Source organism: Porphyrobacter sp. THAI-01a, assembly GCF_056868655.1.
Window position 1 is genome coordinate 625,060 of the sequence record NZ_CP180579.1, and the last position, 24,859, is coordinate 649,918.

The following is a 24,859-nucleotide window of genomic DNA, read 5'->3' on the forward strand; positions in this document are numbered from 1 at the left end:
AAAGGGAGCGGCGGTGGTTTGCCAGAGGCCGCCGCCCCCCGGGGAGTTTCGCGTCAGAAGTTGATCTGCGCCGTCAGGAAGATCCGGCGCGGATCGCCGTAGAAGCCGGTCAGCGTGCCCTCGCGGCCCAGGGTCGGGACGAAAGGCGTGCCCGGCGGGGTGCCGCCCGCGACGAAGTTATAGCCGGCGACGATGTATTCCTTGTCGAACAGGTTCTTGCCGTGGAGGCCGAGCGACCACAGGCCGCTGTCGGCGGTGTAGACGATGCTCGCATCCACCAGCACGAAGCCGTCCTGGTCGAGGAAGGGGTTGGGCGTTTCGAACTGGCTCGCGTCCGAACGGAGCGAGGCGAGGCCGATGAAGTCTATCATGCCCCCGCCCACCGGCAGGCCCATGTTGAAGCCCATGTGCGCGGTGATCTCGGGCGTGTTCTGGAACACCCGCTGGTCGGCCACGTCGCGGCCGAAGGCGTCGATGAAGGTGTTGAACTTGGCATCGAGCACGCCCAGCGACCAGTTGACGCTGAAGCGGCTGCCGTCGCCCGCGAAGTCCTTGCCGACGAGCGCAGTGCCCTCAAACTCGATCCCGTTGACGTCGGCATCGGCTGCGTTCGAGGTGATGCCGATGAAGCTCTCGTTCACCCCGTCGCCGTTGGCGTCGAAGCCGACCGACCCGGGGATCTGCACGTCGGTGTACTGCGCGAGGAAGCCGGCGATGCTGATGTTCAGGCGGTTGTCGAGCAGCGAGGCCTTCCAGCCGAGTTCGAAGCTGTCGACCGTTTCGGGGTCGAAGGCCATGAAGTCGAACACCTCCTGCGGGGTGCACGCGCCGCCGCGCGGGTTGCGGCACGCGGTGGTCTGGCCGCGCGGATCGAAGCCGCCGCCCTTGAAGCCCTGCGAATAGGTGAAGTAGACGTTGTGGTCCGCGTTCGGCTGCCAGCTGATCGAGGCGCGCGGGTTGAAGTCCTTGAAGGTCGCGCTGCCGTTGAAGTTGCTGGTCACCGCCGCCGCGACGCCCGAGCCGCCGAACAGGTTCGAGAACCCGCCCAGAAAGGTCGTGCGCAGCACCCGGCTGGTGCGCTCGTCATGGGTGTAGCGCCCGCCGACCGAGACGCTGATCGTGTCCGACAGGTCGTAGGTGAAGTCGCCGAACACCGACCAGGTCTTGGTGTTGACGTCGCCCAAGGTCTGCGCGGTCAGGCCCGCGACGGTGGTGAACAGCGCCACGTCGAAGGCGGTGAAGGCGTTGGCGTCGAGATAGTAGAAGCCGAGCACGCCCGAGAGGTTGTCGCTCTCGTAGAGCAGCTGGAATTCCTGGCTGAACTGGTCGTTCTCGTAGATCGCCGGCACGTCGAGGTCGGCGGACGGCAGGCTGTCGAAGTCGATCGGGGTGGTCGACCTGTCCTCGCGGTAGCCGGTGATCGACTTGAGGGTGATCGTGTCCGACAGCTCGATCGCGACGTTGAGCGCGCCGCCATAGGCCTCGACCTCCTGGTCGACGATGTTGAGCCCGGCGCGGGTGTCGAACACGTCGTCCAGCACCGGCGCGCCGGTCAGGCGTCCGGGGATCAGGCGGTGGCCCTGGCGGGCTTCCGAATTGTCCTTGATGTAGTCGCCCGAGAGACGCACGAAGACCGGCCCGCTGTCGAACTCGATCGTGCCGCGCGCGGCCCAGGCGTCGCGGTTGTAGTTCTCCGTGCCGAGCGTCAGGTTGTCGCCGAAGCCGCCGCGCGACAGGCGTGCACCGGCGACGCCGATCTTGAAGCTGTCGGAGATCGGGGTGGCGGCGCTGACGATCAGGTCGGCCTGGTCATAGGAGCCGTAGGTGCCGCGAATCTTGACGCTGGTCTCGTCGGGCAGCCTGGCGGTGACATACTTGATCGCCCCGCCGATGGTGTTGCGCCCGTAGAGCGTGCCCTGCGGCCCGCGCAGCACCTCGATGCGCTCGACCTCGTAGATGTCGAGCACAGCGGCCTGCGGGCGGTTGAGATAGACGTCGTCGACATAGAGGCCGACGCCGGCCTCGAAGCCGCCGACCGGGTCCTGCTGGCCGATGCCGCGGATGAAGGCGGTGAGGGTGGTGTTGGTGCCGCGGCTCACTTCGAGCGTGACGTTGGGCACCTGCTGGGCGACCGCGACGATGTCCTGCACGCCCTGCTTGATCAGGTCATCGCCCGACAGTGCGGTGACGGACAGCGGCACGTCGATCAGGCGTTCCTCGCGGCGGCGCGCGGTGACGTAGATCGTGCCGTCGTCCTCTGCGGTCTGCGCCTCGTTGGCGACCTCGGCAGAGGTGTCCTGCGCGACAGTGGGTGCGGCGAAGGTGGCGACACCGGCGCAGCCGGCAAGCAGCAGCGCGCGAGCACAAAGCGTAGTTCTCATCGAAAAGGTTTCCTCTCCTGGCCCTCGTTGTGGCGGTGACCGTATTGAAAGTTGAACCACCTTTCAAGTTTAGACTTGTGCCTGACCCTTGTGCGGCCTACCGAAAGCGTTGAGGGAGTAGCTGATGGGCAACAGTCCGGGCGCCGCGACGCCGATCGCATCTGGAGTCGAAGACGCCGCTTGCGGCGACGCCAAGACGCCGCGCACCGAGCGCGGGCGGCGGACCTTGCGCAAGTTGCTCGACGCGGCGGCCGAGGAATTCGGCGAGAAGGGCTTCCACGAGGCCTCGGTCAGCTCGATCACGCGGCGTGCGGGCGTGGCGCTCGGCAGCTTCTACACCTATTTCGACAGCAAGGACGCGCTATTCCGGGCGCTGGTCGCCGACATGAGCGAGAAGGTGCGCACCAGCGCGCGCTCGGCGCTCACCGAGGACATGGGCGCGCTCGAAATCGAGCGCGCGGCGCTGGCGGCCTTCCTGCGCTTCGCGGCCGAGCACAAGGAAATCTACCGGATCATCGACGAGGCCGAATTCGTCGATCCGGCAAGCTACCGCCAGCATTACGAGACGATCGCCACGCGCATCGCCGACCGCCTGCGCAAGGGCGCGGCGGCGGGCGAGTTCCGCGAGGGGCTGGGCGAGCTCGAGGCCTGGGCGATGATGGGGATGAACGTCTTCGTCGGCCTGCGCTATGTCGTGTGGGGCGGCGGCGAGATCGCCCCGGATGCGGTGGCGGCAGGGGTCAACCGCCTGCTGGCCGAGGGGCTGCTGCGGCGCTGAGGGCGCCGGCGCGCCGGGACTTCTACGAAATTACCGAGACTTGCGGAGACCTGCCTGTCATCCGTGCGGGGTGCCGCGCGGGCGTATTGTCAAATTGCGAACGATTCCTATTCGCAATCCTTATTGACTCTCATTCGCAATAAGGTCAGACACGCGGCGTTCCTCCCTCTCCAGCAGGATGCCCTCCGCGTGTATTCGATGAACCGTCTTCGCCTTTGTGTTTCCCCTCTCGCCGTCCTCGCCGCTGCCCCGGCGGTGGCCGAAAATGCCGCCCTGTCCTCCGCCGAAGCCGAGGCCGAGGCCCAACAGCAGACCGGGCGCATCACCGTCACCTCCACCCGCACCCCGGTGCTCCAGGAAGAGGCGCCCGCCACCGTCACCATCATCACCGACGAGGAGATCGCCGACCAGCTCGCCACCGACATCAAGGATCTGGTGCGCTTCGAGCCGGGCGTCACCGTCCGCCGTGCGCCTGCGCGCTTCGGCGCGGCGATCGGCTCCACCGGGCGCGGGCGCAACGAGGACATCGCGATCCGCGGGATCGGCGGCAACCGCGTGCTGATCCAGGTCGACGGCATCCGCTCGCCGCAGGGCTTCAGCTTCGGCCCGCAGGACGCCGGGCGCGGCGGGTTCGCCGATGTCAGCCTCGTCAAGCAGGTCGAGATCCTCCGCGGGCCTGCCAGCGCGCTCTACGGCTCGGACGGGTTGGCCGGTGCCGTCAGCTTCGTCACCGCCGATCCGGTCGACCTCATCGGGGGCGAGAGCGTCGGCGGCTTCGTGACCTCGCAATTCTCCTCGGACGACAACGAATTCGCCCAGACCGCGACCCTCGCCGGCCGCACCGGCGACCTTTCCGCGATGATCGCCTACACCCGGCGCGACTTCGCCGAACTGGAAAATCGCGGCACCAACAGCGGCACCGGCCCCTCGCGCACCGCGCCCAACCCGCAGGACGGGGAGAGCAACGCGGTGCTCGGCAAGCTGGTCTGGGAGAGGGGCGCGCACCGCATCCGCCTCACCGGCGAGTGGCTCGAAAGCGCGGTCCAGACCGAGGTGCTGACCGGTCTCGGCCCCGCCTTCACCTTCGGCCCGCGTCCGGTGTGGAATGTCGATGCGCTTAACGCCCGCGACACCACCGCGCGCGCCCGCGCTTCGCTCGACTGGACCTATGACGGCAACCCCGGGGACGCGATTGAATACGCCTTCCTCTCCGCCTACTGGCAGGACGCCGATGACCGCCAGTTCGCCTTCGAGGAGCGCACCAGCCTCACCGCCACCCCCGCGCCCGACCGCGAGCGGCTGAACACCTTTGAAAACCGCGTCTACGGCGCAGTGGGCGAGCTGCGCTCGGGCTTCGAACTCGGCGGCACCAAGCACCGCATCGCCCTTGGCGGCGACATCAGCTGGACCCGCCAGCAGGGCCTGCGCGACGGGACCTTCCCGGGCCGCGGCGAGAGCTTCCCGACCCGCGCCTTCCCGGTCACCGATTTCACCCTCGGCGGGCTGTTCGTCTCGGACGAGATCACGCTCTTCGATGGCACGCTGACCTTGTTTCCGGCGCTGCGCTTCGATTTCTACGACCTGAACCCCACCGACCATCCGCTGCTCACGGCCTTCGTGCCGCAAGGCCAGAGCGACAGCCGCCTCAGCCCCAAGTTCGGCGCAACGCTGAAACTCGCGCCCGAGGTGTTCCTTTTCGGCAATTACGCGCAAGGCTTCCTCGCCCCGACGCCAAGCCAGGTGAACAACTTTTTCGAATTCATCGCCGGGGGATACACCTCGATCCCCAACCCCGACCTGCGCCCCGAGACCAGCGAGAGCTTCGAGGCCGGGGCGCGCTATGTCGGGGACATCTTCTCGCTGCAGGTGACGGCCTTCCGCGGCGATTACGACAACTTCATCAGCCAGCAGGTGATCCGCGGCGCCTTCACACCGCAGGACCCGGCGATCTTCCAGTTCGTCAACTTCGCGGGCGCGCGGATCGAGGGGATCGAGGCGCGGGCCGAGATGAGGCTCGCGAGCGGCATCACCGGGCGCTTCGCGATGGCCTATGCCGATGGCGACACCTTCGATGCGGCAGGCACGCGCCTGCCGCTCGACACGATCGATCCCTTCAACCTCGTGGGCAGCATCGGCTATCGCAACCCGCAAGGCCGCTTCGGGGGCGAGCTGATCCTCACCCACAACGCCCGCAAGGAAGCTGGCGAACTCGAACGCGCAGGCGACGGCACCGATCTGTTCGTGCGGCCCGGAGCCTCGACGATCCTCGATCTCACGCTGTTCGTGGCCGTCACCGACGCGCTCAAGCTGCGCGCCGGCATCTTCAACCTGACGAACGAGACCTACGCCCTGTGGTCCGACGTGCGAGGGCTGCGCGTGGCGGACGCGGGGATTCTCGACGCCTTCACTCGCCCGGGCCGCAATCTCAGCGTCTCGGCCAGCTACCGCTTCTGACCAACCATGGAGGACGACCCATGACCCGACTGACCAAGCTGTTCCTTTCGACCGGCCTCGCCGCCCTCGCATTCGCCGCCGCGCCCGCCCCGGCGCTCGCCGACGGCCCGATCGTCGAGTCCGCCGAGGCGGCCAAGGCTGCCTTCGAGGAGGACCGCAAGACCATCCTCGCCATGGCGGGCGACTTCAAGGTGACCTTCGACATGCAGGAATCGACCCCCTGGATGGAGGGCTACACCCCGCTCGAGCGCAAGATTTCGGGCGGCTACGAAAGCGTGCGGGTGATCGAGGACACCGGCACGCGCATCGTGCTCCAGCACCTGCTCGTCACCGGGGACGAGGCCAACCCCTATGTTGTCAAGCACTGGCGGCAGGACTGGGAATACCAGCCGGAGAAGATCCTCGCCTACAAGGGCGGGGACACGTGGGAATGGCAGGCAGTGCCCGAGAAGATGCGCGCCGGGCGCTGGTCGCAGACCGTGTGGCAGGTCGACGACAGCCCGCGCTATGCCGGGTGGGGCGAGTGGGAGACCTCGCAGGGCATCCGCCGCTGGCGCTCGAACTGGACCGCGCGCCCGCTTGCCCGGCGCGATGCGATCCGGGGTCCCGTCTACGATCACTACATGGGCATCAACCGTCACCAGCTGACCCCGACCGGGTGGATCCACTGGCAGGACAACACCAAGATGCAGTCCCCGGCACAGGGCGCGGGCGAAGCGAAGCCCGTGGTGCAGGAATACGTGCTCAACACATACGAGCGCTTCAACGGCTACAATGTCGCCGCGGCCGAGACCTATTGGGAGAAGACCAAAGGCTACTGGGATGCGGTGCGCGGCAAGTGGGACGAGGTCGCCGAAGCCAATGGCGGCATCCGCATCGCGCAGGAGGCGAGCGCCGGCACCTCCATCGCCAACGAGCTGATGATCCTCGCCGACAAGATCAAGGACGGCAAGGAAGACCCCGCCGTTGCCAGCGAGAAGGCGCTGGCGCTGATCGAGGAAGGCACTTCCCGCAAGGGGGGGTAAGCGGCCCCCTTGCTCCTGCCGGCGGGGGATGTGTCCTCTCTCCCGCCGGCCCCTTTGCATAGCCGCCGCCGCGCCGCTAGAGCTGGGCACCCATGATCCTAGTCATCGACGCCATCCCCGACGCAGGCGACCTCGCCGCCATTGCCGAGCGCATCGCGCTGCTCGAATGGCGCGACGGGCGCGAGACGGCGGGCGCGGTCGCGCGCGCGGTGAAGCGCAACGAACAGGCAGTGCTCGACGGTCCGGCAGGCCGGGCGCTGAAGGAGGAGCTGGGGCGGATCGTCGGCGATCATCCGGTCGTCAGGGCCGCCGCCCAGCCGCGCCGCCTCTCGCCGCTGCTGATCAGCCGCACCAGCGAGGGCGGCCACTATGGGCCCCATGTCGACAATGCGCTGATGGGCAAGGGCGCATCCCGCCTGCGCACCGACCTTTCCTTCACCCTGTTCCTCACCCCGCCCGGCGATTACGAGGGCGGGGAACTGGTGATCCATGCCGCGGGGATGACGCAGGCCGTCAAGGGCGAGGCGGGGAGCATGGTGCTCTATCCCTCGGGCGCGCTCCACGAGGTGCGGCCCGTGACGCGGGGCACGCGGATCGTTTGCGTCGGGTGGATCGAGAGCATGATCGCCGATGCGGCGCGGCGCGAGCTGCTGTTCGACCTCGAGAACCTGCGCGCTGCGCTGCGCGGGCAGCTCCCGGCGCAGTCGGCCGAGCTGCTCACGCTCGACAAGACCATCGCCAACCTATTGCGGATGTGGGCGCACCCCTGACGCGCGCGGGCCTGCGGCCTTCTTGCCCTTGAGGGTGAACCAGATGATCAGGCTCACCCCGATCACGCTCGGGCCCGCCCAGACGGCGGGGTTGAAGACGTGTTCGGGCACATAGCGGATCAGGCCCACCGAGAGGAACGCGGTATAGGCCGAGATGCCCATGCCGATCAGCGCCCGGAAATGCTCGCCCACATAGGTCTGACGGGGTGGATCGACCGTGCGCCAGATGTAGAGCTGCTGGATGCCCATCGACAGGATGCCGATGAAGGCCACCAGCATCATCAGCGGATGGCCCACCTGCCAGCCGAAATAGCCGCACCACGCGCCCGAGATCACCACCGCGGCGATCACCGCCTGATAGCGCGGGGACCGCAGGGCGCGCCGGTCGCGGCTGTGCTTCACCACGGCGAGGCCATAGTCCACGAAGCCGATGGTGAGGATGCCGAGATAGAGCATCATCCACCCGAACAGCCCTTCGAACAGGGTGCGGTCCTCGATCTCGGGATGGCGGGCTTCCGGCCCGTAGAGCGAGAGCAGCGCCATGCAGATGGCCAGCGTGCCCGCCCCGAGAAAGCCGTAGCACGCGGCGCGGCCCCACTTGCGGTGGTTGGCGGCGCCCTTCTTCGTGGCGATCGGCCCCCAGAACGCCGTCAGCCCCACCGCACCGGTGGCGACGTGGGCGACGACAAGGGCCTCGAACAGCGCCATGCCCGCGAGCATGACACAACCTGTGTCAACTTCCTAGATCACTATCGCGCGCCGTTTCCGGTCAGCGCACCCGCGAGGGTGCGACCAGCACGGCGTTGGCGATCATCAGGTCGAGCCCTTCGAGATAGGCGCGGGTCGAGGGGTCGTGGGCGAAGCCGATCACCAGCCCGCGGCCCTGCGGCTGCGCCATCAGGTAGGGCTTGTAGGCGAGCTGCCGCCGGTTCTCGTCCCACACATAGCCGCTGGCGATGAGGCCCGCCGGGGCGGCGAAGCGCAGCACGTTGACGCCCTTGTCGCGGCCCAGCGGGGTGAAGATCTGTGTCCCCGTCGCCAGCACCACCGCACCGTCGTCATAACCTGCCGACAGGAAGTGGTCGGGTTCGCCCACCACGTTGAGCAGCGCGCCCGGCAGGGTGTCGGGAAGAGCGGCCTGGTCCTTGATCGCGTCACGGTATTCGGCGTCGCTGGCGATCTCGACCGCCTCGGCGAGCGCGCCCTTTTCTTTGTCCCCGGCTTCTGCGGGATCGCGGCCGAGCGCCGCCTCGCGCTTCACCGCGAGCAGCGGATTGTCCCCGCCGCTGAAGGTCTCGAGGCTGTCGCCGATCGCCACCAGCACGCCGCCGCGGCGCACGAATTCGCGCAAGTTGCGCTGGCCGCCCTCGCCGAGCACGCCCGAGGGATCGCCCTCGGGCACCAGCACCACGTCATAGTCGCTGAGGTCGGCGCGGGCGAGGCGGCTAGTGCGGATCGGGGTGACGGGCAGACCGATGCGCTGTTCGAGAACATAGCGCAGGCTGCCGGCGGAGAGCTGCGAGATCCCGTCGTCCCACGCCACCGCGACGCGCGGCAGGGTGAGCCGCACGAAGCGTTCGCTGCCGAGATTGGGGCCGCTCTCGACCCAGCCGCTCTCGAGCGCGACCGTGTGCGCGCCGACCTCGCGGGCGAGCGCGGCGAGGCGGGCCATCTTCTCGGGCGTGTTGCTCCCGGCGGGGAAGACCACCGTGCCGCGCGGATACGCGCGGCCTGCGGCAGTGAAGGCCTTGTCGGTGACGCGGCCCTCGATGCCTTCGCGCAGGGCGAGGGTGACGAGCCGCGCCTGCCCGCCATCGGTCCAGGGCACCGCGACCGCGAAGCTGCCGCTGCCTTCGGCCTTGGGAGCGATCGGCGCATCGGCGCGCAGCGGCTCGCCGCTGGCGGCGGCGTTGCACAGCTGGACGTCGACCCCGGCCATCGGCCCCACCGACCATGCGGTCACGTCGTAGAGCTCGTGCGGCAGGTCGACCGAGCGGCGGCGCTCCTGCTCGGCGAGGAAGTCGGGCGGCAGGGGGGTGTCGCGGTCGAGCAGGCTGCGGATCAGCCGCGCGGCGGGCTGGGCCTGCGACACGGCGAGGTAGCCTTGGGGGTAGGACTTGCCGCAGATCGTCGCGCTGCCGTCACGGCGCAGCACGGTGATGCCCTGTTCGGCGAGGCGCCGGCCCAGCCGCTCGGCGTGCCAACGGCGCTTGCCGAGGTCGATCACATAGGTCCCGCGCCCCGCGCCGCCGCCGGCATTGGCCGCGCGGTAGGCGGCGAAGTCCGCAAGGAACTTCTGCGGATTGTCGGCCACCGCCGCTGCGGTCGCGAGGCTGGCGGTGAAGTGGTTGGCGACGGTGTCGGCATAGGTCAGCTCGGTCCCGTCGCGGCGCTTCCACACCAGCCCGCGCGCCGATCCCTGTTCGTAGGTCGAACCGATCGCCCCCTGGTGCGCGTTCCAGGTGTCGCCGTAGCCGGGGTAGAACAGGTCGTAGACCTCGCGGGTGAAATAGGGCTCGCCGCGCGCGTCGAAGGCGGCGGCGTTGTAGCGGCCGATCAGCTCGTAGGCGCGGATCTGGGCGGGGGTGAGGTTGGGGCTGAAGGGCTGGGCGGCGGGCGAGAAGAAATAGGTCTCGTCCCCGCCCATCTCGTGCAGGTCGATCACCACCACCGGGTTCCATTCCCGGATCGCGGCGACCTTGCCGCGGGTCTCGGGCTGGGAGAGGGTGAACCAGTCGCGGTTGAGGTCGAACATGTAGTGGTTCACCCGCCCGCTCGGCCAGGGCTCGTCGTGCTCGGCGGCCTGACGGTCGGCGGCCGGCGAGATGCCGGTGGAAGCGAGGAAGTTGTTCACGAAGCGCGCCCGCCCGTCGGGGTTCTGCATCGGGTCGATGACGACGATGGTCTGGGCCATGATCTTGGCCGCGCGATCGTCGCCTTGGGCGGCGAGCAGGTGGTAGGCCGTCATCAGCGCGGCATCGGTCGAGGAGATCTCGTTGCCGTGCACGCCGTAGGCCAGCCATGTCACGGGCATCGCGGTGCCGTTGCCCGGTCGTCCCGCGGCGATGTTCGCCATGTCGGCGCGGATCGCGTCGAGCCGCGCCATGTTCTGCGGCGCGGACATGACGAGGTAATAGAGCGGCCGCCCCTCCCAGCTCGTCGCATATTGCACCAGCCGGACGCGATCCGGCGCGGCCTCGGCCAGCGCCTTGATATAGGCATAGGTCTGGTCGGGCGAGGTGATGCGCGTGCCGGGCGCATGGCCGACCGTGGCGGTGAGGGTCGGGATCGCGGGATCGAACTGGCCTTCGATGAAGGACTGCGCGGAGGCGGGCAGGGCCGCGCCGGCAAGGGCGGCGAGCGCGACGAGCCACCGGCCCCGGAACATCTTTCGCATCGGATAACCTCGCATGTCCGCCGGACACTGGCGGAAGGAGTGCGAGCCTTGCCGCGACAACCCCGCCCGGGTCAAGCGGGGAGGGAGCAATGCCGGGTGCTGCGGCGCAGGTCGGGCCATGCCGCCATTGCGTCGCGGCAACCGGCTTTTTTCCCTCTGCGACGATTCCCGTGACCCGTTTTCCGCCTGTCTTACGCTCCTTGGTGTGACGGACCCGTTTTCGGCGGTCCTGTCGCGACGGGGGGACGACGGACACATGGCTGAGACATATCCTTCGCGGCGCAGCGCAGGCGCACCCGCCTGGGCGGCGCTGCTTCTCCTTTCCGTGCAGGCCGTCGCCATGCCGGGCGAGGCCCTCGCGTCGAACGCGAGCGGGTCGGACACCGCGCCGGAGGCGGTCGCCTTGCGGACAGGCAATCAATCGCTCGTCACCGACCGCAGCGGCGCCGTACTGTTTGCCGGCAGGACGATCGCGCTCACGCAATTCTCGGGCGTCTTCGGCCTTTCGAGCGAGGTCGCCTATGTCGTCGTGACGGCGGGACAGGCCAGCGACGGCAAGGTCACGGCGCGGCGCGGCGAGATGCTGCTGATCCCGCCGCTCGGCGGCGCGACGACCCGCGTGCGCTACGATGCCGAGCGGCTTCTTGCCGGGCTTGCCGTGACACACCCCGACGCCGCTCCGCAGATCGCCGGCGCTCTTTCGGACATCGCGGCGGGCCAGAGGCGCGGGGTCTTCTGGGGGCGGCTCGGGCGCACCAGCTTCAACGTCTCGGCCCCCGGCACGGCGGAGCGCGAAATGGCGGCGCGCAGCCTCAAGGGTGAATTCGCGATCGAGACGATCCGCTTTTCCGGGATTGCCGGACCGGATGCGCTGGAACGCTCGGTCGTCACCAACTTCGTCGCGGCCCTGCGCAAGGGCAACGTCGCGGATGTGGCCGCGCTGATGGATCCGGTTCCGTTCGGCAATGCGGATCTGCGCGGCGAGGCGGGCGATGCGCGCGCACTGATGGCCCGCCGGCTCTTGGCCCGGCACGACTGGTCGCGGCTGCTGCCGGACGCCCTCCCCGAGCCGGGGGGCACGGGCGGAGAGTGGTTCGTCCCGCTCCCCGAGGGACGGGTCCGCATCAGCCTGCGCCCGCTGGGGGATTTCATCTTCGTGCGAACCGTCAGCCTGGAGGGCCGGTCATGAACAATGCGCGTCTCAGCCGTCTCGTCGCCTGCACGGCCGCCCTGCTGGCGGGTGTCTGCGCTCCCGCCCTGGCCCAGCAGGCGGCCTCGCCGCCACCGGCCCCGGCCGAGGCCGACACCGAGATCCGGGAGAGCAACAGCTACCTGATGCGGTTGATGCTGCAGACCTTCGACGGGAACCAGGAATTCTCGCATACCCAGACCGCCGGATTTGCCCGGATGCGGGTGGGGGACGAATCCTGGGTTGAGGTCGATTTCGGCAACGGCGCGGTGGTCGTCGAGCGCGACGGGGGCACGGCCGCGAGCCGGTTCCGCAACCTCTCGGGCGTCGAGACGGGGATGCGCTACAACTATGCGACCAAAACGCTCAGCGGCGGCGATGCGGCGGTCCGGGATTATCACAACCGCTTCGTGCGGCCGCAGCTGGGCCGCGGCCCGGCGCTGGGGAGCGACGCCAGCTGGACCGCCCGGATGACGCTCGGCGAGCTGGGTCTCGCCGCGCTCGGCAACCAGAGCCTCGGGCTCGAACTGGGCCGCACCTATTTCACGCACGAGGGGCGGCGCTATGTCCTGCTGCGCTACCGCATCCCCTCGTTCACCTACGACCACGGCGGCAGGACCGTGGTGCAATGGGGCGAAGGCGCGGCTCTCACCGATCCGGGCTTCGGCCAGATGTACTGGAACGCGGCGCTTCAGCGCGCCGTCGCCGCGCAGCCGGGTGCGACCGCGCGGCCCTACCGCTACGCCAAGACGCTCGTGGCGGTCGATGCCGAGGGGCGTGCTCTTGTCGATCTGCGCAGCATTCCGCAGGTCGCGCCGCTCCTCGAGCGGTTCTACCAAGAGCCGGGCGAGGCGGTGCTCGCCTTTGCCGAGGAGCCGGGCACCGGCGACCAGACGCCGCTCGGCCTCGCCGCCCGGCTCGACATCATGGCCCTGTCGATCGCCGAGGACAGCGCCAACCAGCTGGGCGAGCTGACCGGCACGTACAACATGGGCGATCGCGGCGCGGAGGTCGGCGAACAGACCTTCGCGCAGGTCCTCGCCAGCCTTGGCGCGCTCCAGCAGAAGGTCCTCGCGGCAGCCACCGCGCAGCGCGACGCGGGGGTGCAGCCCTCGCCGGAGGAAGCCAGCGCCCTGCAGAACATGCTCGGCGATCTCGCCGCGCTGACCCGCAAGGCCGAGACCCTGCTCGCCCAGGCGCAGAATGGCGGCACGCTGACGATCGACACCCAGTTGCAGAGCGAGATCAGCTGGGTGAGCCAGAAGGCGACGCACGCGCTCGAGATCTTCGCGACCAACCCCGCCAAGCCGATCGGCGCTTCGGTGGGCGAGCTGCTCGCCGATCCGGTCAACCCCTACAGGGCCACGCTGCTGGCCAAGCGGGATTCGGCCACGCAGTGGGTCGGCGGGTTCGAGCAGCTCGCCGCCGCGGTCACGGCAGCCCGGCGGGCCTATGAACAGAACCCCTCGGCCGAGAATCTCGCCGCGCTGGGACTTGCAGCCGATCAGCTCCATCAGCTGACGATCAAGCTGGCACGCACCGCGGCCTCGCTCGCGACCGCGGCGGATGCGCTTTACCAGGATGCGGTGCGCAGCGGCTCGGCGTGGGATCTGCGAACGGCGCAGGAGGCAAAGCAGCTCGCCCTGGCGATGCAGGAGCGGGCGAACCGCCACTGGGAGTTCATGCAACCGGTCGTGCAGCCTTCGACGGTGACCGTGGCCCCGCCGAGCGGCATGGAACTGCGCCATATCGGCCCGCTGCTCGACGCGAGCGGCGGCGTGATCCAGTTCGCCGGCGGCGCTGGCGGCGGGGGGCAGGCCGACGGCGGGAGTTCTGCCGGTGGCGGAGGCGGGGGCGGCGTGCTCGACGGATCCAAACTCACCGTCGAGCTGGCCGACAAGTTCGCGACCATTCTCGAAGGCATCGAGGAGATCGTCCGGGATTCGAACGCGGCTGCCGCGCTGCTCGAGGTCAACAAGGCCCGCTACGAGGCGACGCTGGCGGCGCTTCAGAGCGCGCCGGTCGATTACCGCGTCTCCCCGGCCGCGACCGCGCTGCGCACGACGCTCGATGCGCAGAAGGCCGAACTCGCGAAGGCCGAGGCGGAACTCGAGACGCTGCGGCGCCTCAACATCAAGCCTGCACCCGGCATTCTCGAGGATTATGCGAGGCTCCAGCAGAGTGTCGAGGCGACTGCGGGCGAACTCGTGCGGATGGCCCAGGCCGGAACGACCTACCAGAGCGTGCCGTCGGCGCGCGCGCTGGAACTGGCCGCGGTTTTGAAGAGCCGCGCCGCCGCTTTGACGCAGAGCGAGGCCGCGCTGGCCGCGCTGGTGGCCAAGGGCGGACAGGTCCAGGAGCTGCTCAAGACATTGTCGCAGACCGAGCTGGCGTCGCTGATGACCTATCTGGCCAAGTCCCCCGCGGGCAACGTGGTGAAGAACCTGGCGACGGGCCTCAACGTGCTCTCCATCGGTCAGGCTGCCTACAACGTCACCAACGCCGCGACGGCCGATCTGTCCGACGGGCAGCAACTGCCCCTCACGCGCAATTACGGCTCGGCCGGTGCCATATCGATGCTCGGGCTCGAGATCCTCTCGCTCGCGGGCAATGTGGTGACCGGCAACATCAAGGGCGTGCTGCTCGATTCGGCATCGATGACCGTGGGTTCGGTCACCGACATCATCATCGCGGCCAAGGGGGTGCAGGACACCAATCGGCGTGCGCTCGAGGCGCAGATGCTCGGCTACGAACTCGAACTGCGCCAGATCCGCGAGAACAGGGTGCGGATGGAGGCATCGATCCGCGAACTGGCGCAGATGACGGCCGAGGCGCGGGACGAGCTCGCCAACTTCGACGAGGACACCGAGCGCGCACGGCGGATGGCCGAGGAACTGCTCGCCGAGCGGCAGCGCGCGCGGGCGGAACGCGAGCGGGTCGAGCAGGAAGCGCGCGAGGCGCTGATCGCGGCCGCGCGGGCCGAGAACGAGCGCATCTATCAGGAGAACCTCAAGCGCCCGCCGACGCCCGAGGAATGGGACAAGTTCAACCGCGACATCGCCGAGGCCATCAAGCCCGACTATCCGACCGCACCCCCGCCCGATCCCGCAATGGTCGCCGCGCGGCTGGCGCGGATCGAGGCCGAACGCCGCCGGGCGCTGGAGGCGGAGGCCAATGCCATCGCCGAGCTTGCGGCCGCGGCGGCGGCCGAGGCTGCCCGCCGGCAGGCAGAAGCCGCGCGCATGGCGCAGATCGCCGCCGAGGCGATCGCCCGCCGCGAAGCCGAGGCCGCCGCCCGCCAGCGCTGGCTCGAAGAGGCGCGCAACCGCGGGCTCGAGACATCGGCGCTCACGATCACCCAGTTCGATGTGAAGCCGGTCGAGTTCAAGCCGCCGGTCTGGGTTCCGCCGGTCTTCGAACCGCCGGTCTGGGTGCCCCCGGAATTCGACCCGCCCGACCCTTCGAGCCTCCCCTGGACCGATTTCGCCGATGACGACTGGCTGGCCCGCACCGACAACCTCGCCTTCGGCTTCGAGAACATGTCGGGCAGGGTGCAGGTGGATCTGGGGCCCTGGGCGGAGTGGCTGAAGACGCAGGACATCCGCGCCCTCACGCGCCTCGCCCTTCAGGCCGGCTATCCCAATCTTGCATCGGCCCTTGCCGACGCCGGCAGCATCATCCGCCTGTCCCAGGACGAGGGCTACCGCCGCTGGGCGCTCCAGGCACCGAGCTGCGGCGGCTATGTCGGGTGCGGGCCGTCCTACCTCGAACGCTGGGCCATGAAATCGGCCATCGTCGCGCTGGGCGACATCCTCAACGCCAGCCGCGACATCTTCTCGACCGGGGGGCTGAGCGACATCAGCATCTCCGGCCTGAACCTTGCCTACCTGCTGCGCGACTTCGGTCTCGAGGATGGGGACATCATCAACATCCGCATCACCCAGTTCGGCAAGACCATCTTCACCAACAACAACTTCACGCTGCGCAATGCCGGGGACACCTTCAGGATCGACCTGCGCCCCGGCGTGGCAGCGCTGGAGATCTTCGCGGTCAACGAAGGCTTCGCCCGCCCCAACACCGCCGAGATCACCGTCGAGAACGTCGTCGAGGGCAATGCCACCCAGTCCTATTCGCTTGCGACCGGCGAATTCGCCACGCTCCGGATCCGGACAAATGCGCCGCCGAGGAGGAGATGATGATGCGCCGGACAATCATTGCGGCGGCGCTTGCCGTCCAGTCGGGAGCGGCATGGGCACAGGCCGGACCCGACATCAACGATGCCACCATCGTCGGCCAGCAGATCAATGCCGCCGTCGACCGCTCGCTCGACGCGGGTCGTCCCCGCGGCGGCGAGACCGGCGAGACCATCGACGGGGAGGCCGGCGTCTTCGTTCTCAAGGTGAACGAGATCTTCCTGATCTCCGCCTCGACCTCGCTCGGCTTCACCACCAACCCGGAGCGGACCGCCGACAGCCTTGGCTCCAGCTTCTACAACGACACCGCCCTGAGCGCCGGGATCGCCACGGTGCTGGGGGGAAAGGTCGACTTCGGCCTGTCGGCGACGCTCGCCGGCCGCGAGTTCTTCGAGGACTTCGCACCGTCGAACCGGACCGCATCGGGCACCCTGTCGCTCGGGACAGCCATCGGGGACACGCCGCTCTATGTCGGCGTGACCGGCTTCGGGGGCTACAACTTCGAACGCGACTTCACCCGGGGCACCAGCTTCTACGGCACCTCGGCCAGCCTTAGCGCGGCCCTGCCGCTGGGCAGACGGGTCCTGCTGCGTCCCGGGGTCGGGGCGACACGCCAGTGGTCGGGCATTTCGGAGAACAATTCGATTTCGGTCAGCGCGTCGGTCGATGCCCTTGCGGCGATATCGCCGCAGCTTACCGCCTCTGTGCGGGCGGCGGTGGTGCGACGGTGGTATGACGACTTCTACGAGGACGTGACCTTCGTCGAGCGCGTCGACATGGCCTACCAGCTCGGCGCGGCGCTGGCGTGGCGTCCGGCCGAGCGGGTGACGCTCGCGATCAATGCGGGCTTCGAGACGCAGGACTCGCGCTTCTTCCTGTCCGATTACGATGCCTTCGACGCCGGGATCGGGGTCGCGTTCAACCTGCGCTTCTAGCCGCCACAGCGGCGGGCCGGGATCAGCGGATCGGTTCGGCGAGGGCGGAGAGCGGCGCCCTGTCGCGGCACAATTGCTGCTTCTTGCGCAGTCCCGGCACGAAGTCCTTCATGAACCCGATCAGCTGGCCGCGCTGCTCCAGTTCGGAGAAGCTGGCGACGGCCTCGCTCCAGCTCGCGCAGGCGAGTTCACGGTCGCCGGCATCGCGCGCGATGATGCCGAGGATCATCTGCGAGAAGCCGAGGTTGCCCACGGCATTGGCCTTGCGCCCGGCATCGATGCTCGACGCGCGAAGGGCCACCACCTGGCGTTGCAGGGCAAGAGCCTCGCCGAAGCGTCCCTGGTCGCGCAGGTTCTGGGCGAGGGATTCGCGGATGCTCCCCGCCCGGTTGCGCACGGACTGGTCGCGCCCGTCGATCGCCACGAGCCGGTCGATCACCGTCGCAGCGCGCCGCACGAGACGGCCGGAGACCTCCTCCTTGCCGGCCCGCGAGGCGGCTGCGAAGCCCTCCATCAGGTTGAAGGAGGACATGTAGAGGACGATGGCATTGTTGGGATCGGCCTCGGCGAGCGCGTCGAAGCGGGCCTGCGCCTTCTCGAACTGTGCCAGCCCGAAATCCGCCGGAGGATCGCCGTAGGCCAGCGCAAGGCCGCGGTAATGATCGGCATAGGCACGGTCGAGCGCGGCGGGGGCGCCCTTGCCCATCGCGAGGGGCCAGGCGGCAATGTCCGCTTCGATCGCGGCGGTCAGGGCGCCCACCTGCTCCAGCCTGCCGCCGAGGTCCGCGAGTTCGAGTTGGGCCTTGCGCACGGTCCTGCGCGCTTCGTGCCATGCGGGGTCGCGTCCGCTTGCGGCAACCGCATCGAGAACCGCCAGTGCCTTGCCGATCTCCGCCTCCGCCTCCTTTTGCCGAGCCTCGTCGTGGAGCAGGACCAGCCCCTGCAGCGCCCGGGCCTCTGCCTCGACCGGGGCCTTGCGCGCGGCATAATCGGCCGGCAGCCGCGCCAGCAGATCCTGCGCTGCCCGGAAATTGGCGGAGGCGCGTTCACCCTCGCCGAGATTGGGTTCGTTGGGACTGCCGAGGATGCGTCCGAGCTGGACCAGCCCGCGCGCCGTATCGAGGGTCAGATCGGGGCGGTCGCCGCTGCTGGCGGCGAGAATGTCGAGATACCGCTGCGCCTCGCGGGCGAGCTCCGCGCGGGCGCCCGTGTTGCCGGCGACGCGGCGCAGCTTCGCATTGAGGTCGAACAGCAGGTAATTGGCGAGCGAGCGCACCTGCTCGAACCGCTGTGCCTCGACGATGCGCGCCTGCTGGGCTTCGCCTCGGGCGACCAGCGCGGCGGCGAAGGCGGCGATCAGGAGAACGGCGGCGACAGACCCGGCTGCCACCCCCAACCTGTGCCTGCGCACGAACTTGCGGGCAAGGTAGAGGGCGCCGCCCTGCATCGCCGCCACCGGGTAATCGTCGCGCAGGGCCAGCACATCGGCGACCAGCGCATCGACGGTGGGATATCGTTCCGCGGGCTCGTCGGCCGTGGCCTTGCCGATGATGGCCTCGAGCTCCGGACCGGAGGCCGTTTCCGACATCAGCCTTTCCAGCAGGCGGCCGAGGGAAAAGATGTCGGTCGCGGTCGTCACCGTGCTGCCCCACAGGCGCTCGGGTGCCGCATAGCCCGGGGTGAGGCTCAGCGTCCCGAGCGAGCCGCTGCCCGCAGGCGCGGTGCCGAGGGTGTCGGCGGGTCTGGCGATGCCGAAGTCGATCAGCTTGACCTTGCCGGCATGCGTCACGAGCACGTTGGAGGGGGTCAGGTCCCGATGGATGACGAGGTTGCGGTGCGCAAAGGCGACCGCCGCACAGATCTCGGCGAACAGGGTCAGCCGGGCGTCCGAATCGAGCCCCTGCTGCGCGGCCCAGTCGAGCATCGGCAGGCCGTCGACATACTCCATGACGAAATAGGGGGCCCCGTCGATCTCGCCGCCGTCGTAGAGCTGGGCGATGCCGGGATGGCTGAGCGCCGCCAGCGTCCGGCGTTCGCGCTGGAAGCGCTCGGAGAGGGCCTCCGAAAGAATGCCGGGCTTGACCAGCTTGATCGCGACGACATGGGCGAAGTCGCCGATGTCGCGTTCGCCGCGATACACCGACCCCATGCCGCCGCGCCCGATCAGGCCGGTGATCCGATAGGCCCCGATGCGGTCCGGCGCCCGCTCCTCGTCCAGCAGTTCGGTGATGTCGCCGGTGCGCAGCATGGCCTGCCGCTCCGCAGCCAACAGGGCCTCGATGCGGGCGCGCAGGGCGGGCCTGTCGCGGGTGACCTCCTCGAGCCAGGCCGCGCGATCGGGTTCGGCAAGGTCGAGCAGCTGCTCGAAAAGGTGGAGGGCGTCGCGTTCCGTGTCGGGATCAGTCATGGTCGACAGGGTTGGTCAGCGCGTCGCACAGCCACGCACGTCCCACCATCCATCGCCGCTTCACAGTGGCTTCCGACCAGCCCGAAACCTCGGCAATGTCGGCCAGCGTCATGCCCCCGAAATATCGCATCTCGACCAACTCTCCCAGCTGCGGATCAATCGCACTCAGCCGGATAAGCGCGGAATCGAGGGCTTTCAGGTCAAACCGCTGTTCGCCTTCGATCTGGGTGGTCAGTTCGACCTTGTGGTGCCGTCGCCGGTCGCTGTTGCGCAGCCGCGCGTGGTCCACGAGAATGTTGCGCATCAGCCGCGAAGCCAGCGCGAGGATGTGCGCGCGGTCGGCAATGTCGATCCGCTCGATCTCGATCAGCCTGAGCACGACGGTGTTGATGAGATCGCCGGTCGACAGCGAGGATGCGTTCTCGCGCCGCAAGCGGGCGGCCGCAATGTCGCGAAGTTCGGGATGGAGGCGCTCGATCAACCGGTCGCGTGCAGACCTGTCGCCGCCGCGCCAATGGACGATAAGCAGATCGGTGTCGAACTCGCCTCTCAAGTCGACCTGCCCCGTTGCTCATGGAACTGCCGACCCGCGATCATTCCTGCCATGGCAGCCCCCCGCGTTCCGCGGAAGTGTGCCATCACATGGGCCGAGAGCCAACCTTCATCTTGCCACGCCTGCAGCAGGCAGCGCCGCGCCGGCTGACGCCTGCCGCATCGACACGCGGCGCGTCCTGTCCAGTGGGCGGCGACGGTCCTCATAGCCGGGGAACGGACCGGCTGCCGCCCGAGGTGGAAACTGCCGCGGGCCTCCTTGGCGCACTACGTAGTAACCACAAGTCCATGATATATAGCACCAATCCTGAGGCATCTGCTTGCAGATGCCGATCGCGATTGTTAGATGCTGCTGCAAGGGCAAGGCCGCCAAATCATGGGGGCGCCCAGCCGGTCGATCTGCGACATTTCGGTTCTGCTGCTTAGTCAAAACTGGGGCTCTTCGAAGATGCAGGCACTTTCGATCTCCTGCCTCAACTTCGACTACAACGTTCGCGGCACCCATCGAATTCTGCGATATCTGGACCGTCGACATCCCAGCCGGACGAATTCGAAGTCACGGTCGGCATCGTCTCGTCTGCTGCGGCTTCAGTTCAAGAATACGGCGGTGCTTTACTGTCCGTCCGGCTACGATGGCGTGGACGGCGAATATGAAAAGGTGTCTTCGGGGGGTGTCGACTGGCTGGTCTCGCCCCGTCCCTTTCTCGATGCCAGGACGCTCCGGCCGATCCGGTTCGAGCCGCTCAAGCTCGATGGGGCCCCGCCTCACCCCGACCCTGCGTTATCGGACTCGCCACCGGTTACGGTGATCGTTCCGGTCTTCGGGAGCCCGCGATACACGCTCGATATCCGCAGGGAGATCGAAGCCTTCCTTCCCGAACTGAAGGCCCTCGGCGGGCGCGTGGTCATCTCGATCGACGGCCATGCAGTCCCGGCGCAGAACCTGCTGCATCGCGACCTGCTCTCAGGGCTCGATGCCGACCTTGTCGAAGTCCACTGCCAGGACCGCAATCTGGGCTTCATCGACAACGTGAATTTCCTCTATTCGAAGACCGGCAGCGGCGACATCGTTGTGCTGCTGACCACGGATGTGAGGATGCAGCCGGGCAGCATATCCCGGGTCATCGCGCCGCTGCTCGCCGATGAGAGGATCGCGCTTTCCACCCCCTTCGCCGTCGGCGGGGAAAATCTCGAAGCGCCGGAATGCGACGTGGTGCACTGGCGCGAGCTCGACCTGATCCTGTCCTGGGACGAGCCGGCCTATCCCGATGCCGAGACCAATGTGGGATACATGCTCGCGGTCGATCGCCGGAAGTACCCGGGCGCCCGGCTTTTCGACGATTTCTTCGTCAACGGTTACGGGGACGATTCGGACCTCTATTACCGCTGCGTCAACCTCGGCTATCGCGGAGTCGTCGCCGACAATTGCTGCGTCTATCACGAGCACGGCGCCAGCTTTGGCGTGACCGAACTGCGGTCCGAGCTCCGGGTCGAGAACCACCGCCGGTTCATGGAGCGGTGGGGGCAGGTGTTCGAGGCGCGCCACGCCGCTGCGACTGCCGCGCTCGAGAAGGTGAAGACCGACAAGAGCCGCCTCCTGTCGGCGCTCGTCCACTCGTGCCCCATGCCGCAGCTGGTGTTTCTTCTCCCCACGAACGACCGGAGGATCGGCGGCGTCGCGGCTGTGTTCGACATCGTCGAGGGCCTGTGCGATCGGGGGCTGCCTGCCGCGGTGATCTGCACCACGACCCCTTTCGACGAACACGGGCGTCCGGTCCGCGCGATCCCCGCCGAAGATGCGGCACGCTGCGATGTGATCCTCGCGAATGCGGCCTACCTGATCGCCACGGCGCACGACACCTGCGAGCCCGTCAAGAAAATGGCCCGCCAGCACGGCCTGAAGAGCGGGTATTTCATACAGGGGCCCGAGTTTTCCTTCTCCGACGGGGAATACCTCGCCTCGGTCGTGTCGGGCTATGCGGGTTTCGATGCCGTCTTCGTCGTCTCGGAGTTCCTGCAGGAGATCGTGGGCGAATATATCGACGAACAGGCGGTGCTGATCCCCTACGGGCCGCCGCTCGAAAAATACTACGATATTGCCGTCCCGCGCGAGCCGAAGTCGATCGCGGTGCAGTTCAGCGGCAATCCGAACAAGGGCGCCGCCTATGTCGCAGGGGTGGTGAGCGCGCTCGCCCCCTTGGGCTACAGGATCTACTCCTTCGGGAACGAGAATCTGCGCGGCAGGCGGCAGAATTTCTGCACCCATCTCGGCTTCCTTTCGACTGCCGAGAAGGTGCGGCTGTTCAACAAGGTCGAATTCTATCTCGATGCCAGCAACTATGAGGGGCTCGGCCTGCTGCTGATGGAAAGCATCCGGTGCGGGGTCATTCCGCTCTATCGATACAACGGCGGCACCGCCCACATCTTGCAATCCCGCGGCGTCGGCATCGAGATCGGCGATTACGCCGCGATCCACAGGATCAGGCAACAACTGACCGATTTTCGCGAGACGGCGGATTTCGAGGCCGAGCGCGCGCGCTGCAAGAATGCCATTGCGGACCGCAGTTGCGAGGCCGGTGTGGCGGCCATGCTGGAGTGGTGGAATGCACAGCGTTGAGTTGATCGATAAGGGCAGGCTGCTGGGCTGGGTCAGCGGCGACATCGGAGGATTTCCCTCGCAGGTCCAGTTGTGCTGTGCCGAGGGCAAGGTCGCGATTGCAGCCGTCCATGAACGCGTGGACGTGCTGAGCGCCGGCTTCACCCGTTTCAGCGGGTTCGACCTGCACTTGAGCGCGCACGCCGCCGAATGTCCCTGGCGCGTTCATCTGGAGGAATCGGAATACGAGGTCGCGCCGCTGCCGAGATGCAACGAGGAGGTGGTCACGATCGACGAAGCCTTTGACGATCTCCTTTGCGGCTCGATCGCGTTCGACCGCAGGATACGCTCGCTGTGTTTCTACAGCGCGGAAGGTTCGGCCCGTGCCGAAATCAACCCCCGTCCGGACGATTGTCCCGCGCCGGGCGGCTCCACCGGGCACCGGTACCGGTTCCGGGTCGAGAATTTCGACGTGTCCAAGATCTTCGCGGTGAAGATCAACAATGATGCCGTCCATTGCCTCGGGCCGGGCTGGCTGGCGGCCCTGCGGTGACGGCGACGCGGGCCCCTTGCCGCAACGGCCACCATCCGGGTGTCTCGGTTCTGCGGCCCTCCCTGACGGCGATTGCACCGTGCCGGCGGTGACAGGCTTTCGCGCAACGGGCTTCAGCGGGAATAGCCGATGATAATTTTCTGTCTGGCCGGCGTGAGAAGCGGGACGACCGCGATTGCCCGGTGCTTTCAGGCCAGCGCGGCTTTCGTCAATCTTGGCGAGGTGTTCTACAATGCCGCCGACGGGATGGGCGATTACGTGAAGAAGTGGGAACACCCCGACCCGCCCTCGATAAGCCGGTTCGGCGAGTACCTCGATTTTCTGCGGGCCGATACCGGACACGATTACTGGCTCGACATAAAATTCCATGATCTGAACCGGTTCAATCCGCCGCAGCTGATGGTCACCGCGCCGCCGGTCCTGCTGCAACTGATCCTGAAATCCGGCGATCCGACCCTGCTCATCGGCCGGGCGAACCCGCTGCGCGCCGCCGTCTCGCGCCTTCAGGCGCAGTTGACAGGCGTCTACCACCTCGAACGCCGCCAGGAACGCCCCGGGCACATCGCTGCCGGATCCGATCGTCTTCCCCACCGGGCCCTCACCATCAAGGCAATCCGCACGGCTCTGGAAACGAAAGCCGACCTGCAGTTCGTCGAGGGACACCTGCGGTCCCATCGCAATCTTTTCCGGGTCGACTATGAGGCCCTGTTCTCATGCGCCGAGGCTGCGGCCAACCGGGAGGCTCTCGCGGCCTGGATCGGGGTCGACGCAATAGGTGAACCGGACCTCCGAAAGCTCTCCAGCGGCTGGCCCGACTGGTTCGATCGCGAATTGGCCGCAAGAATACTGGAGGGGACGGCAAGCCAGTGGTGGCTGTCATGACATCGATCTACGCCCGGATGCATGACGCGATCGCTGCCGCGGATGCCGGGCAGACCGCTTGCGAGGTGATCCTGATCGGCGTGAACGACGAAGCCGGCTCGGCGCACTGGCGCATTCCCGTCACGGTTGCGACAGTGCTGAAAATCGACGCTCTGGCGAAGCCGGGCAGCGGGATCACCCGGGCCGTGGTCCACAATCACGCAGGCATCATCACCTTCTTCGAGATAGACACCGCCGAGACCCCGCCATCGGACTGGATCAGGGGCATTTCGTCGCTGCGGCCCGAGAGCAATGCGCAGAACCTGCGTTCGGGCAGCGGGCGCGACCGCGCGTTCATATCGGCGAACCGGGCATCCTATCCGGTGTCCCTCACGCCGGTGCGGAGCCTCGGAACCCCGGGCGTTCCGAAGTTCTTCATCCTCGATGTCGAAGGCATGGACTACGATATCGCGCTCGATCTGCTCGCGACGGACGAGGTGCTGGGCATCGGCTGCGAGCACGCGCTGATGTCGAGCGACGAGGTGATCCTGCTGCGCTGCATGGCGATCGAACGCGGGTTCGATTTCGAGTTCGGCGACGAGGATGCGATCTTCCTGCGCGAGACCGCCTGCCCATGATGTCACGCGAGTGATCGGTCGCGGGCCAATTCCGACCCGCGCTTTTCATGCTTTTTCCATGAGAACCGGCACCATCTCTTCCAGATCGTGGGAAGGATGGTGGGCGCGACAGGGATTGAACCTGTGACCC

The 24,859-nt window shown here is 67.9% G+C and carries 16 protein-coding genes; 11 read left to right on the forward strand and 5 right to left on the reverse strand.

Going from position 1 to position 24,859, the window contains the following annotated elements; translation table 11 throughout:
• Nucleotides 1–53: 53 nt before the first annotated feature.
• The gene (locus tag ACMX37_RS03080; protein WP_483147486.1) at nucleotides 54–2,381 is read right to left on the reverse strand and encodes a TonB-dependent receptor; all 2,328 of its coding nucleotides are present in this window, start codon (nucleotides 2,379–2,381) and stop codon (nucleotides 54–56) included.
• A gap of 124 nt (nucleotides 2,382–2,505) precedes the next feature.
• Here ACMX37_RS03080 and ACMX37_RS03085 point away from each other — a divergent pair, with 124 nt between their 5' ends.
• The 4 genes from ACMX37_RS03085 to ACMX37_RS03100 all read left to right on the forward strand — a co-directional run bounded on the left by ACMX37_RS03085 (nucleotide 2,506) and on the right by ACMX37_RS03100 (nucleotide 7,408).
• On the forward strand, nucleotides 2,506–3,159 hold the full coding sequence (locus tag ACMX37_RS03085; RefSeq protein ID WP_483147487.1) for a TetR/AcrR family transcriptional regulator: 654 nt from the start codon (nucleotides 2,506–2,508) through the stop codon (nucleotides 3,157–3,159).
• Between the two features lie 255 nt (nucleotides 3,160–3,414).
• Nucleotides 3,415–5,613 (forward strand): TonB-dependent hemoglobin/transferrin/lactoferrin family receptor, encoded by a 2,199-nt coding sequence (locus ACMX37_RS03090; RefSeq protein ID WP_483147488.1) that lies wholly within the window; start codon nucleotides 3,415–3,417, stop codon nucleotides 5,611–5,613.
• Between the two features lie 20 nt (nucleotides 5,614–5,633).
• Complete coding sequence (locus ACMX37_RS03095) at nucleotides 5,634–6,638, forward strand: DUF6607 family protein (protein WP_483147489.1); 1,005 nt, start codon at nucleotides 5,634–5,636, stop codon at nucleotides 6,636–6,638.
• Nucleotides 6,639–6,730: 92 nt separating this feature from the next.
• The gene (locus ACMX37_RS03100; RefSeq protein WP_483147490.1) at nucleotides 6,731–7,408 is read left to right on the forward strand and encodes a Fe2+-dependent dioxygenase; all 678 of its coding nucleotides are present in this window, start codon (nucleotides 6,731–6,733) and stop codon (nucleotides 7,406–7,408) included.
• Here ACMX37_RS03100 and ACMX37_RS03105 read toward each other — a convergent pair.
• Together ACMX37_RS03105 and ACMX37_RS03110 are read right to left on the reverse strand one after the other, a co-directional pair.
• Entirely contained in the window at nucleotides 7,382–8,128 is a 747-nt protein-coding gene (locus ACMX37_RS03105) for a hypothetical protein (RefSeq protein ID WP_483147491.1), read from the reverse strand. The genes ACMX37_RS03100 and ACMX37_RS03105 overlap by 27 nt on opposite strands.
• Before the next feature lie 49 nt (nucleotides 8,129–8,177).
• Nucleotides 8,178–10,805: a M14 family zinc carboxypeptidase gene (locus ACMX37_RS03110; RefSeq protein WP_483147492.1), complete on the reverse strand. Its 2,628-nt coding sequence runs from the start codon at nucleotides 10,803–10,805 to the stop codon at nucleotides 8,178–8,180.
• Between the two features lie 256 nt (nucleotides 10,806–11,061).
• Between ACMX37_RS03110 and ACMX37_RS03115 the strand changes: the two genes are divergently transcribed.
• From ACMX37_RS03115 to ACMX37_RS03125, 3 genes are read left to right on the forward strand one after another with little or no spacing between them, the layout of a single operon-like run.
• Entirely contained in the window at nucleotides 11,062–11,994 is a 933-nt protein-coding gene (locus ACMX37_RS03115) for a hypothetical protein (protein ID WP_483147493.1), read from the forward strand.
• Nucleotides 11,991–16,190: a coiled-coil domain-containing protein gene (locus ACMX37_RS03120; protein ID WP_483147494.1), complete on the forward strand. Its 4,200-nt coding sequence runs from the start codon at nucleotides 11,991–11,993 to the stop codon at nucleotides 16,188–16,190. The genes ACMX37_RS03115 and ACMX37_RS03120 overlap by 4 nt, the downstream gene beginning before the upstream one ends.
• Nucleotides 16,190–17,122: a hypothetical protein gene (locus tag ACMX37_RS03125; RefSeq protein ID WP_483147495.1), complete on the forward strand. Its 933-nt coding sequence runs from the start codon at nucleotides 16,190–16,192 to the stop codon at nucleotides 17,120–17,122. The genes ACMX37_RS03120 and ACMX37_RS03125 overlap by 1 nt, the downstream gene beginning before the upstream one ends.
• 22 nt (nucleotides 17,123–17,144) lie before the next feature.
• On the opposite strand, the gene ACMX37_RS03130 is transcribed toward ACMX37_RS03125, so the two are convergent.
• A complete protein-coding gene (locus tag ACMX37_RS03130; RefSeq protein WP_483147496.1) occupies nucleotides 17,145–19,529 on the reverse strand; it encodes a serine/threonine-protein kinase in 2,385 nt (794 codons plus the stop codon).
• Nucleotides 19,522–20,082, reverse strand: a complete 561-nt coding sequence (locus ACMX37_RS03135) for an ECF-type sigma factor (protein ID WP_483147497.1) — start codon at nucleotides 20,080–20,082, stop codon at nucleotides 19,522–19,524. Before ACMX37_RS03135 ends, ACMX37_RS03130 begins: the two co-directional genes overlap by 8 nt.
• 345 nt (nucleotides 20,083–20,427) lie before the next feature.
• Between ACMX37_RS03135 and ACMX37_RS03140 the strand changes: the two genes are divergently transcribed.
• The 4 genes from ACMX37_RS03140 to ACMX37_RS03155 all read left to right on the forward strand — a co-directional run bounded on the left by ACMX37_RS03140 (nucleotide 20,428) and on the right by ACMX37_RS03155 (nucleotide 24,729).
• Nucleotides 20,428–22,698: a glycosyltransferase gene (locus ACMX37_RS03140; protein ID WP_483147498.1), complete on the forward strand. Its 2,271-nt coding sequence runs from the start codon at nucleotides 20,428–20,430 to the stop codon at nucleotides 22,696–22,698.
• The gene (locus ACMX37_RS03145) at nucleotides 22,685–23,230 is read left to right on the forward strand and encodes a hypothetical protein (RefSeq protein WP_483147499.1); all 546 of its coding nucleotides are present in this window, start codon (nucleotides 22,685–22,687) and stop codon (nucleotides 23,228–23,230) included. The genes ACMX37_RS03140 and ACMX37_RS03145 overlap by 14 nt, the downstream gene beginning before the upstream one ends.
• A gap of 129 nt (nucleotides 23,231–23,359) precedes the next feature.
• Nucleotides 23,360–24,112 (forward strand): hypothetical protein, encoded by a 753-nt coding sequence (locus ACMX37_RS03150; protein ID WP_483147500.1) that lies wholly within the window; start codon nucleotides 23,360–23,362, stop codon nucleotides 24,110–24,112.
• Nucleotides 24,100–24,729 (forward strand): hypothetical protein, encoded by a 630-nt coding sequence (locus tag ACMX37_RS03155; RefSeq protein WP_483147501.1) that lies wholly within the window; start codon nucleotides 24,100–24,102, stop codon nucleotides 24,727–24,729. Before ACMX37_RS03150 ends, ACMX37_RS03155 begins: the two co-directional genes overlap by 13 nt.
• Nucleotides 24,730–24,859 lie beyond the last annotated feature (130 nt).

Bases quoted from the DNA above. Each gene is read 5' to 3' on its own strand.
- ACMX37_RS03080 (WP_483147486.1), bottom strand. From the start codon at position 2,381: ATGAGAACTACGCTTTGTGCTCGCGCGCTGCTGCTTGCCGGCTGCGCC.
- ACMX37_RS03085 (WP_483147487.1), top strand. From the start codon at position 2,506: ATGGGCAACAGTCCGGGCGCCGCGACGCCGATCGCATCTGGAGTCGAA.
- ACMX37_RS03095 (WP_483147489.1), top strand. From the start codon at position 5,634: ATGACCCGACTGACCAAGCTGTTCCTTTCGACCGGCCTCGCCGCCCTC.
- ACMX37_RS03100 (WP_483147490.1), top strand. From the start codon at position 6,731: ATGATCCTAGTCATCGACGCCATCCCCGACGCAGGCGACCTCGCCGCC.
- ACMX37_RS03105 (WP_483147491.1), bottom strand. From the start codon at position 8,128: ATGCTCGCGGGCATGGCGCTGTTCGAGGCCCTTGTCGTCGCCCACGTC.
- ACMX37_RS03110 (WP_483147492.1), bottom strand. From the start codon at position 10,805: ATGCGAAAGATGTTCCGGGGCCGGTGGCTCGTCGCGCTCGCCGCCCTT.
- ACMX37_RS03115 (WP_483147493.1), top strand. From the start codon at position 11,062: ATGGCTGAGACATATCCTTCGCGGCGCAGCGCAGGCGCACCCGCCTGG.
- ACMX37_RS03120 (WP_483147494.1), top strand. From the start codon at position 11,991: ATGAACAATGCGCGTCTCAGCCGTCTCGTCGCCTGCACGGCCGCCCTG.
- ACMX37_RS03125 (WP_483147495.1), top strand. From the start codon at position 16,190: ATGATGCGCCGGACAATCATTGCGGCGGCGCTTGCCGTCCAGTCGGGA.
- ACMX37_RS03130 (WP_483147496.1), bottom strand. From the start codon at position 19,529: ATGACTGATCCCGACACGGAACGCGACGCCCTCCACCTTTTCGAGCAG.
- ACMX37_RS03140 (WP_483147498.1), top strand. From the start codon at position 20,428: ATGCTGCTGCAAGGGCAAGGCCGCCAAATCATGGGGGCGCCCAGCCGG.
- ACMX37_RS03145 (WP_483147499.1), top strand. From the start codon at position 22,685: ATGCACAGCGTTGAGTTGATCGATAAGGGCAGGCTGCTGGGCTGGGTC.
- ACMX37_RS03150 (WP_483147500.1), top strand. From the start codon at position 23,360: ATGATAATTTTCTGTCTGGCCGGCGTGAGAAGCGGGACGACCGCGATT.